12 protein-coding genes are annotated in these 9,892 nt (G+C 35.9%); 6 read left to right on the top strand and 6 right to left on the bottom strand.

Features of this window, described 5'->3' with window-relative positions:
* Positions 1-139 precede the first annotated feature (139 nt).
* The 4 genes from ACKI2P_RS08395 to ACKI2P_RS08380 all read right to left on the bottom strand — a co-directional run bounded on the left by ACKI2P_RS08395 (position 140) and on the right by ACKI2P_RS08380 (position 3,180).
* Positions 140-673 (bottom strand): nitroreductase, encoded by a 534-nt coding sequence (locus ACKI2P_RS08395; RefSeq protein WP_407376780.1) that lies wholly within the window; start codon positions 671-673, stop codon positions 140-142.
* Positions 670-1,086: a MarR family winged helix-turn-helix transcriptional regulator gene (locus ACKI2P_RS08390; RefSeq protein WP_407376778.1), complete on the bottom strand. Its 417-nt coding sequence runs from the start codon at positions 1,084-1,086 to the stop codon at positions 670-672. The genes ACKI2P_RS08395 and ACKI2P_RS08390 overlap by 4 nt, the downstream gene beginning before the upstream one ends.
* Positions 1,076-2,446, bottom strand: a complete 1,371-nt coding sequence (locus ACKI2P_RS08385; protein ID WP_407376776.1) for an MATE family efflux transporter — start codon at positions 2,444-2,446, stop codon at positions 1,076-1,078. Before ACKI2P_RS08385 ends, ACKI2P_RS08390 begins: the two co-directional genes overlap by 11 nt.
* Positions 2,447-2,559: 113 nt before the next feature.
* Positions 2,560-3,180: a hypothetical protein gene (locus tag ACKI2P_RS08380; protein WP_407376774.1), complete on the bottom strand. Its 621-nt coding sequence runs from the start codon at positions 3,178-3,180 to the stop codon at positions 2,560-2,562.
* A 113-nt stretch (positions 3,181-3,293) separates the two neighbouring features.
* Here ACKI2P_RS08380 and purD point away from each other — a divergent pair, with 113 nt between their 5' ends.
* From purD to argF, 3 genes are all read left to right on the top strand, one after another.
* The gene (gene purD / locus ACKI2P_RS08375; protein WP_407376772.1) at positions 3,294-4,604 is read left to right on the top strand and encodes a phosphoribosylamine--glycine ligase; all 1,311 of its coding nucleotides are present in this window, start codon (positions 3,294-3,296) and stop codon (positions 4,602-4,604) included.
* A 26-nt stretch (positions 4,605-4,630) separates the two neighbouring features.
* Positions 4,631-5,464 carry a TMEM175 family protein gene (locus ACKI2P_RS08370; RefSeq protein ID WP_407376771.1) on the top strand — a complete coding sequence of 278 codons (834 nt, stop codon included), beginning with the start codon at positions 4,631-4,633 and terminating at the stop codon, positions 5,462-5,464.
* 135 nt (positions 5,465-5,599) lie between these two features.
* Positions 5,600-6,508, top strand: coding sequence for an ornithine carbamoyltransferase (argF, locus tag ACKI2P_RS08365; RefSeq protein WP_407376769.1), 909 nt, complete (start codon positions 5,600-5,602; stop codon positions 6,506-6,508).
* Here argF and ACKI2P_RS08360 read toward each other — a convergent pair.
* Together ACKI2P_RS08360 and ACKI2P_RS08355 are read right to left on the bottom strand one after the other, a co-directional pair.
* A complete protein-coding gene (locus ACKI2P_RS08360) occupies positions 6,497-6,757 on the bottom strand; it encodes a zinc-ribbon domain-containing protein (protein WP_407376767.1) in 261 nt (86 codons plus the stop codon). The genes argF and ACKI2P_RS08360 overlap by 12 nt on opposite strands.
* Positions 6,744-7,103 (bottom strand): DUF2085 domain-containing protein, encoded by a 360-nt coding sequence (locus ACKI2P_RS08355; protein WP_407376765.1) that lies wholly within the window; start codon positions 7,101-7,103, stop codon positions 6,744-6,746. The genes ACKI2P_RS08360 and ACKI2P_RS08355 overlap by 14 nt, the downstream gene beginning before the upstream one ends.
* A 73-nt stretch (positions 7,104-7,176) precedes the next feature.
* Between ACKI2P_RS08355 and ACKI2P_RS08350 the strand changes: the two genes are divergently transcribed.
* From ACKI2P_RS08350 to ACKI2P_RS08340, 3 genes are read left to right on the top strand one after another with little or no spacing between them, the layout of a single operon-like run.
* The gene (locus tag ACKI2P_RS08350) at positions 7,177-8,871 is read left to right on the top strand and encodes an acetolactate synthase large subunit (protein WP_407376763.1); all 1,695 of its coding nucleotides are present in this window, start codon (positions 7,177-7,179) and stop codon (positions 8,869-8,871) included.
* Complete coding sequence (gene ilvN, locus ACKI2P_RS08345; protein WP_407376761.1) at positions 8,872-9,357, top strand: acetolactate synthase small subunit; 486 nt, start codon at positions 8,872-8,874, stop codon at positions 9,355-9,357.
* 1 nt (position 9,358) lies between these two features.
* Entirely contained in the window at positions 9,359-9,886 is a 528-nt protein-coding gene (locus ACKI2P_RS08340) for a beta-class carbonic anhydrase (RefSeq protein ID WP_407376759.1), read from the top strand.
* Positions 9,887-9,892: the final 6 nt, after the last annotated feature.

The raw sequence follows: 9,892 nt of genomic DNA, 5'->3' as shown, positions 1-9,892 counted from the left end.
TTAAATATTATTATTTTAAAAATACGGTTAATTATTTTATAGCAATTTTAATTACTATTGAAAATTATTGATTCTTCATGAAAGTAAAATTTATTTAATTTTCACTGATTTTTTCATTCAAAAAAATAAAAAAGAAAATTTAGTCCACATAGTGGATGTAGTCTTCTTTTCTTGGTAAAGGTTTAGGTGCTTCCATGTCAGGATAACCTAAAACAACGTGTCCGATTCCTTCATAAGTTTCCGGAATTCCCCATTTTTTCAGGAGTTCTTTACCCTTTTCACTTTGAAATTCATCATAAGCCCTGTGAATCCAGCAGGATCCCACACCAATTGCATGAGCTGCATTTACAAGAACTGTTAAAACGCTTGAGCCGTCTTCTCTCCAGGTTGGCACTTCACCATCTGCAAGGACGATCAATAATGTCGGTGCTCCGTAAAATGGATCCATATCATCAGGCACATCTACAGGGAAAAAGCTTCTGTTCCATGCAGACAGTTCTTTTATTGTTTCAGGATTTTGAATGACAACGATTTTAGGTGATTGAATACCTCTTGCGGTTGGTGCATAGGTTCCTGTTTCTAATATGATTTTCAAATCCTCATCTGATATTTGCTCTTCTTTGAACTTTCTGATACTTCTTCTGGTTTTTAGGTCATTAATAGTTTGATTCATATTAAATCCTCACATATTTTTGTTAAGATATTTTTGAAGTTATTATAATCTTCATTGCTTATAGCATTTTTTATTTTCTCATCCCATTCGTCATCATAGTCCATAATCTTTTTGGCAATTTTTGCACCATCGGAAGTAACGCTGATGATTTTTTTCCTTTTTTCAGGGGTTTTTTGTATTAGTCCCTTTTTTTCAAGCTTTTCAAGGTTTCTTGTAACTGTACTTTCATTGATGTGCAACGCTTCGGCCAGTTCTCCCTGGCTTACTTTTTCAAGCTTATAGGTTTTTATTAAAAGGGGGTAGAGTCCTGAACTTAGATTGACATCTTTCAGTTTGTCGTTAAGGAATGCGGTTTGCCTTCTGTGAAGCAGTGAAACAAGGGGAGATGTTGGAATGTCACTATCAAATGCCATTTTCACGACTCCTAATCAATTTGTTTATGTATAGTTCTATGCATGCATAACATATTAGGGATCCAAGTCCTCCACCGAGAAGCATTCCGCAGTAAATACCGAATTCGCCCATGTTGAATGTAAATCCAAGAATGTATGCAAAAATCAGCACAAGAATGAATTCCCTGAATGTTGTAAGTAAAAAGGATATGGTTCCTTTTCCAACCCCTTGGAAAACGTTACCTGCACTTGCTCCAAACGGCACATACAATATGAAGAGGCTCATGATTTGCAGGAATCCTCCAATCATTGGTGCAAGCTCTTTGCTGCTTTCGGAATATGAGAAAATGTATGCAATCTGGTTTGAAAATACTATCAGGATTATGCAGACTATGATTGATGCTATCAGAGCCACTTTCACGGCATATCTTGCAACAATTCTCAGATTTTCATATTTTCTGGCACCGAATGCAACTCCTGCAACTGATATTGCGGCTGTTCCGATTCCTATGGCCGGAAGCATACCTATGTTTATTATTCTCCATCCTGCAGTATAAACCGCTACTGCAACAGGTCCTGAAACGATTGTTAACATGAAATTTACAAAAATTGTCAGGACGGATAAAACCAATTGCTCAAGACTTGCAGGAATTCCCACAACCAGAATGTCCTTATACATCTTAAGGTCGTTGTGGAAATCTTTAAGATTGTATGAAAGATATGTGTCTTTTTTGACGAAAATCCAGTAAAACATTAATAGCAGACTTATGAACGGTCCCAGTGCTGTTGCAAGAGCCGCTCCCCTTATTCCCATTGCGAATGTATAAATGAAAATTGGGTCCAAAATCATGTTGATTACTGCAGCCAGTGCTATTGGCAGTGTTGCCCTTTTAATGTCTCCTTCTGCTCTGAATGCTCCTCCAACAATAGGTGGCATCAAAATGGCGAAGGTACATAGAAATACAATAAATCCATAATCTATAGCATAGCTCATAACGCTTGCGGCACCCATCAGTTCAAGCAACGGCCTTAAAAACAAAAGAAACACGATTGCAACAAAAACTGAAAATATGATGCTTAAGATAAGATTGTGTATTGCTGCATTGTTTGCGGAATTTTTGTCCTGTGCACCTATATATCTTGAAATCAGTGAGTTACCACCTGCTCCAAGTCCGTTTCCGAATCCTACCAGAATCATAAATAATGGTGTTACATATCCCAATGCTGCCAACGGTTCCGCTCCAAGTCCCGCAACCCAGATACTGTCTATGATGTTGTTTGCAAAGATTAAAAACATACTCGCTATAATTGGAATTGACAGTTTGTTTATGGCCTTTTTGGGATCTCCTGTTATCATTTCAATATTTTCATTTTTCTCCATATTCTACCTCTCTTGCATATGCAATTATACACTTGTATATGCAAGTGTTAGTATTTAAAGTTATTGAAAAAAATTAAAAAAATAAAAAATAGGATTAATTAAAGATTAATTAATCATACTAAGCTTCCGTCTTCATCAACTTGTTGTGGGTTGTTTTTAACATCATTGTAGTTAGCCCCATCATTCTGACCACCATGGATTACGCCGTTTGAATCATAATAAACATTTAAATCACTATCATAACTCAAATCGGAAGAAGAAGATTGGGCACTTGATGATGAATCTGTTGTCTGAGCAGCTGAGGAATCTGAAGTGTAGCTACTTGTTTGACCTCCCGCATCACTTGCAGTTGCGGAAGTTACATCACCAATGGTAATTATTTCTCTTGCACTGCAGTTGTTGTGGTCGTTGTCTCCGGCATAGGTCACTGTAATAGTGTAGTTACCGTCATTTTGATCATTTAACACCAGACTTCCTTTTCCTTGGCTGTCTGTTTTAATGGTGAAGTTTTGTACTCCTTCACTAGTTTCAAATTTGATATCAATTTGCTGGTCACTTAATTTGTTTCCCTGTGCATCCACAAGTTCAAATTCAACGGAATCTCCATTTTGCAAGCTTGTATTGCTTAGGAAATTAATTTGTGTATCCACTTTGATACCTTGTGAAAATGAAACGAGTCCCACTAAGACTATTAGCACAATAACAATGAGTGCTATTATAATTTTTCTATTCATTCAAATCACCTTATGATTGTAATTTGTATATGATTATATTTAAAGTATAATTATTGAGATTATAATTTTAAATATTTCTAACTACATATTAAAAATTAATAGGAGATTTAATTATGAAGGTTTTAGTTGTTGGAACTGGTGCTCGTGAACATGCCATTGCTGATGCTTTAAAGGATGATGTTGAATTATACTGCTACATGAGTAAAATTAACCCTGGAATGTCTAAAATTGCCGAATTCAAACAAGGCGATGAGGGAGAAGTTGAAAAGGTAGCTGAATATGCAGTAGAAAATGATATTGATATTGCATTCATCGGGCCTGAAGCTCCCCTCGGCAAAGGTATTGTAGATGAACTTCAAAAGAATGGAATTAAATGTGTCGGACCGACCCAAAGTGCGGCCCGTATAGAAACAGACAAATCATTTATGAGAAAACTCTTTGAAGACTATGAAATTGAAGGTTCTCTTGTTTATAAGGTATTTGACAATTCCGAAGATGTTTCAAAATTCCTTGATGAATTTGACAGGGATGTTGTAGTAAAACCTGTGGGATTGACCGGGGGTAAAGGAGTAAAAATTGTCGGAGACCATTTAAAGGATAATGAAGAAGCAAAAGAATACTCATGTGAAGTAATTGATAATGTTATGGGTGGATTTGCACAGGTCATCATCGAAGAAAGGTTAATCGGTGAAGAATTTACAATTCAGGCATTTTGTGATGGTGAACATCTGGCACCTATGCCTGCAGCTCAGGACCATCCTCATGCATTTGAAGGAGATGTCGGAGCTATCACCGGAGGTATGGGATCATATTCTGACGTTGGAGGCCTATTGCCGTTCTTAACTCAGGAAGATTACGATAAAGCTGTAGAGATTATGAAAGCTACAATCAAAGCAATTGCTGAGGAAGCAGAGCCTTACAAAGGAATCTTATACGGTCAGTTCATGCTGACTGCTGACGGACCAAAACTGATTGAATACAATGCAAGGTTTGGTGATCCTGAAGCAATGAATGTCCTGCCTTTATTGAAAACTCCATTAGCTGATATTTGCCAAGCTATTGTTGACGGTACATTGGACGAGGCTGGATTTGAAAACAAGGCTAGCGTATGTAAATATATCGTGCCTGACGGATATCCTGAAACCCAATATGCCGGTGAAATTATTGATGTGGATGAGCAAGCTATTGAAGATTTAGGCGCAAAAGTATTCTATGCGGCCGTATCACAGGAAGACGATGGAATTCACCTGTCCGGTTCAAGGGCATTGGGAATTGTAGCCAGTGGTGAAAGCATTGAAGAAGCTGAAAAAATAGCTGAAAAAGCATGTGAATTTGTTAAAGGTAATGTTTACCACAGAAGGGATGTCGGTACTCAGGAACTTGTAGCAAAACGTGTAGAACATATGAAAGAAATTTTAAACTAAATTTCTTTTATTTTTTTTAGATTATAATGAGTGACCGGGAACTAGAAAATAAATATAAAAAACTTATAGAAATTAAAAAACATCTTGATGCTATTAAAGAGGATTGGGATGAAGAAACTCTAGATGAATTAAAGGAGTTTGTATCTGAAAAGTATGCCTCATCTAATTTAGATAATGAAAAAATCAATTTAATCGAATCTTCTGTTAACAATACTTCCGACATTGGCATCGTTGGCCGTATTAAAAATGCATTTGAAAGTGATGTAGGTATTGATCCTGGAAGGCTTTTGGGTCTTACGGACGGTATTTTTGGTATGGTAATGACTTTGTTAGTATTTGGTATTGCCGTTCCCGAAGCAGTTTCATCGTATAGTAATTATATTTCGTTTTTTACAACCTTAGCTCCTACAATTGCCGTTACAATTATAAGTTTTGTTATTATCAGTTCATTTTGGATATATCACCATGAGTTTATTAAGATTAATAATCTTAATTTGCCATATTTGTGGCTAAATATTTTATTTTTAATTTGCCTGTCCTTTATTCCGTTTACAACTTCTTTGATTGGGAATTATTCTCAATTTTTCATCTCAGAGGCGATATTTGGATTAAATATTTTATTGACCATAATTTCATTCATGTTAATGTACGTTTATGCTTTTAGAAGGGATTTTTTAGAAAACAAACCTTCAAAACAAGAAAATGTTCATGTATTTACTACATTGGGGAGTATAATGGTTCTTGTAATGATAGTAAATCTCTTGGATTTTTTTGTTTCAAGCAAGTTCATATATCTGTTTTTATTAATTCCGGTAATATCTACCATTTTGGACGTTATCTATAACTATAAGAATTCATGAAAACTTTTATTTCACTCTTTTTTTAATTTCTAATGTTGTGCACTATTCGTTGTGAAATTTAAGGAAACTTATAGAAACATTTAATATATATAAATAAGAAATATTTATTTTTGTTAAGTTTAAAGGGGATTAACAATGAGCAGTTTATTATCAATAACTGACATAAAAGATGATGTAAAGGATATTTTAGAGTTAGCTATTAAAATTAAAGCGGGTGATGTTGAAGATAAGCCACTTGACGGCAAGACATTAGCGATGATTTTTCAAAAGTCATCAACAAGAACCAGAGTTTCTTTTGATGTCGGAATGTATCAGTTAGGTGGAAGGGGAATATTTTTATCTTCAAACGATTTGCAGATGGGCAGAGGAGAGCCTATAAAAGATACTGCAAAGGTATTAAGCCGTTTCGTTGATGGAATAATGATTCGTGCCATTAAACATAGTGATGTTGAGGAGCTAGCTAAATATTCTGACGTGCCAGTTATCAATGGACTGACGGATTTGGAACACCCTTGCCAGGCGTTAGCCGACGCATTAACCATTAAAGAACATTTCGGTACATGCGAAGGCAAAAAAATATGCTTCGTCGGTGACGGAAATAATGTAAGTAATTCCCTTTTATTGATTGCTCCGCTACTCAAAATGGACATATCTATTGCCTGTCCAAAAGGTTACGAACCTAGAGAAGACATTGTTGAAACTGCAAAAGAATATGCAAATGAAAACAATACTGAAATTACAATAACTGATGATATTGGAATTGCATTGCAGAATGTCGATGTGGTATACACCGATGTTTGGGTAAGTATGGGCGATGAAGCTGAAACCAAACAAAGAGAATTAGATTTCGCTCCATTCCAGGTAAATTCAGATTTAATGAGCTTGGCTAATGATGATGCAATATTCATGCATTGTCTGCCTGCAATCAGAGGTCATGAAGTAACAGCTGAAGTTATTGATGGTGAGCAATCTGTCGTTTATGATGAAGCGGAAAACAGAATGCACGCTCAAAAAGCTGTTCTGTATTATTATCTAAAGGCCTAACATTCCCAATATTGAAAATATTATAAATATCACGACTATACACAAACAACACCCCATCCAATTGCTGCTGTCGCTTTTTGAGTTTGAAGATGAGGTAGTAGTGGTCTTTTGGTAGGTATTTTGATGTGTATTTGGTTGTTCAATTATCTCTACTTTTTTTGCTTTTTCTTCTTCTTTTAGCAACTCCCCACAGTTTTTACAGAATTTTGCTTCATCCGGATTTTCTTCCCCACATTTAAAACAATACATATAAAATCCACCTAAAAATTATTTTTAAAAATATTATTAAACCTATTCCGCCAATAAAGCCTGTGATAAATCTTAAACTATTTGTACTTTCCCTTGGGCCGAAGTACTGTGTAAATCCATCTGCAGCGACAGGTATCATCAAAATCATAGATAGAATTAAAGTATTGATATCATATGCATGGCCGTAAAAATGATTCCAGATTAGATAAACTGCCAGTCCGGTATAAAAACCGGTGCATCTGGCACATACTGGAAATTGATGGCCTTTTATGAAGAAACTTCTCTCGGGTATTCTATGACAAAGGTATTTTGTAAGCTGCATTTTATCCACACAATTTAAGTACACTTATATTCTTTCAATAATTATATATATTTTTTTATTCATAAGTAACTGTATAATATATAAAAAGGTTTTGAAAATGAGAGGTGGAGAAGCGATAATTGAATCCCTCAAAAATATGGGGGTTAAAACAATATTTGGTTATCCGGGCGGACAGACCATACCGTTTTATGACATGTTATATGATGCTGATTTGGATCATATACTGGTTAGACACGAACAATGCGCAGCTCACGCAGCAGATGGATATGCAAGAGCATCCGGACGTGTCGGGGTGTGTTTGTCAACTTCTGGACCTGGTGCAACCAACCTTGTAACTGGAATCGGAACAGCTTTTATGGATTCTTCTCCAATAGTGGCAATTACTGGTCAAGTTCCTACACATTTAATTGGAAATGACGCTTTCCAAGAGGCAGATATTATTGGAATCACAATACCTATAGTTAAACATAGTTATCAACCTAAAGATCCTGATTTGATACCTTCCATGGTAAAGACAAGTTTTGAAATAGCTTCAACAGGAAGGCCGGGTCCGGTTTTGATTGATGTACCTAAAGAGGTTCAGGAAGGCGAACTTTCTAAATTCGACGATACTTTAATTGAAACCCCTGGTTACAATCCGACCATCAGGGGAAATATCAGACAAATAAAAAAAGCAGCCGGACTGATTAAAGAAGCTAAAAAACCATTGATTCTGGCAGGTGCAGGAGTCATTATAGCAAATGCATGTGAAGAGTTAAAGGAATTTGCTGAAACCATCAATGCACCGGTCATGACTTCACTTTTAGGTAAAGGTGCTTTTGATGAAACCAATGATTTGGCATTGGGTATGCTTGGTATGCACGGCCGTAAGGTATCCAATGATAGTGTAAATGAATCAGATTTATTGATAGCTATTGGAATAAGGTTTTCAGACAGAACCACTGGAAGACTTGACAGTTTTGTTCCGGATACAAAAGTAATTCACATTGATATAGACCCTGCTGAAATAGGCAAGAACGTTGAAGTTGACTTGCCGATTGTAGGGGATGCTAAAAATGTATTGTCTTCATTGAATAAGATATTTAAAGGTTATACTGCATCCAATGATGTTAATAACTGGACTGATAGAATCAAACAGCGCAAAATTGATTTGATTCCTAGAATGACTTATGATGATGTTCCACTTAAACCGCAAAGTGTCATTAAGGAAATTGCGGAAGTTTTGACTGCAGATTCAATCCTGACAACTGATGTCGGTCAAAATCAAATGTGGGCAGCACATTTCTATGATACCCAAAAACCGCGCAAATTCATTTCCTCCGGTGGACTTGGAACCATGGGATTCGGATATCCCGCAGCTATTGGGGCTAAAGTGGCCTGTCCGGAAGACCCTGTCGTTTCAATAAATGGTGACGGAGGATTTTTAATGGTTTGTCAGGAATTGGCTACTGTTAAGGATTATGACATCCCTATCATTGGAGTCGTACTGGAAAACCAGACTTTAGGGATGGTATATCAATGGCAAAGTCTATTGTACAATGAAAGACATTCACAAACCAAATTCAAAAACAATCCGGACTTTGTCAAATTGGCTGAAAGTTTCGGTATTAACGGTGTCAGAATTACAAAGCCTGGTGAAACTAAAGAGGCATTATCAAAAGCAATTAAAGATAATGAAGCTATATTGCTGGACATTGTCATCGACCCTGATGAAGCGCTTCCAATGCTTCCTCCAGGAGCTGGAATAAGCGAAATGATTGGTGAATATAAACTTGAAAAGGATGTGAACTAAATGACCTTTAATTATCATGTTATTTCCACATTAGTTGAAGATAAACCTGGTGTTTTACAAAAAGTTGCAGGATTACTGAATAGGAGAGGAATAAATATAGAAGGTATAACAGTTGGAAAATCCGAAGTTGAAGGTCTTTCACGGATGATTATTACTGTCCATGCAGATGAGAAAGGTTTGGAACAGGTAATAAAGCAATTAAATAAATTAGTTGATGTAATCAAGATTAAAGATATTACTAAAAATGCAGTTAAAAGGGAATTATGTCTTGTAAAAGTTAATGTTCCCGATACAAACGCAAGAGCAGAAATAATTCAATATACCAATATATTCAGAGCAAACATTGTTGATGTCTGTGAAGAAACATTAATCATTGAATTAACTGGGGATAAAGAAAAAATTAATGCATTTATATCTTTAGTAGAAGGTTTTGGAATCAAAAAGATTTCACGTACTGGCCTTACAGCAATGTCAAGGGGAGTATAAAATGACTATATTAGAAAACGTTTTAGAGGATAATAAGAAATTTGTTGAAAATTTTGACGGAAAAGAAATGTCTCACCATGCACAAAAAAAGTTAGCTATCTTAACTTGTATGGATTGCAGATTAATCGACTTTTTTGAACCAGCACTTGGTCTTGAAAGAGGAGACGCAAAAATTGTTAGAAATGCAGGAAACTCCATTGTCGGAGAAGATGCAATTAGATCCATTGGTGCAGCTTTATACAACCTTGGCGCTGAAGAAGTAATGGTTGTCGGTCACACTGAATGTGGTATGGCTGGTGCTGATGCTGAAGCTTTAAAAGAAAAAATGCTCGCTCGTGGTATTAAAGAAGAAGATATTGCAAAATATGACCTTGCAGAATGGATTGGAGGGTTCGAATCAGAAGAAGAAAACGTTAAAAACGTTGTAGAAAAAATTAAAAATCACCCATTAATCCCTGATGTACCTGTACACGGTCTTATAATTGATATCGTAACCGGTGAGTTGAAAGTTTTAGTAGATGGTTATTAAACCCAT

The sequence above is a fragment of the Methanobrevibacter sp. genome, assembly GCF_045541095.1.
Taxonomy (GTDB): Archaea; Methanobacteriota; Methanobacteria; order Methanobacteriales; family Methanobacteriaceae; genus Methanocatella.
Note: the sequence above shows the minus strand (reverse complement) of the source record. Positions and strands in the feature narration are given on the sequence as shown.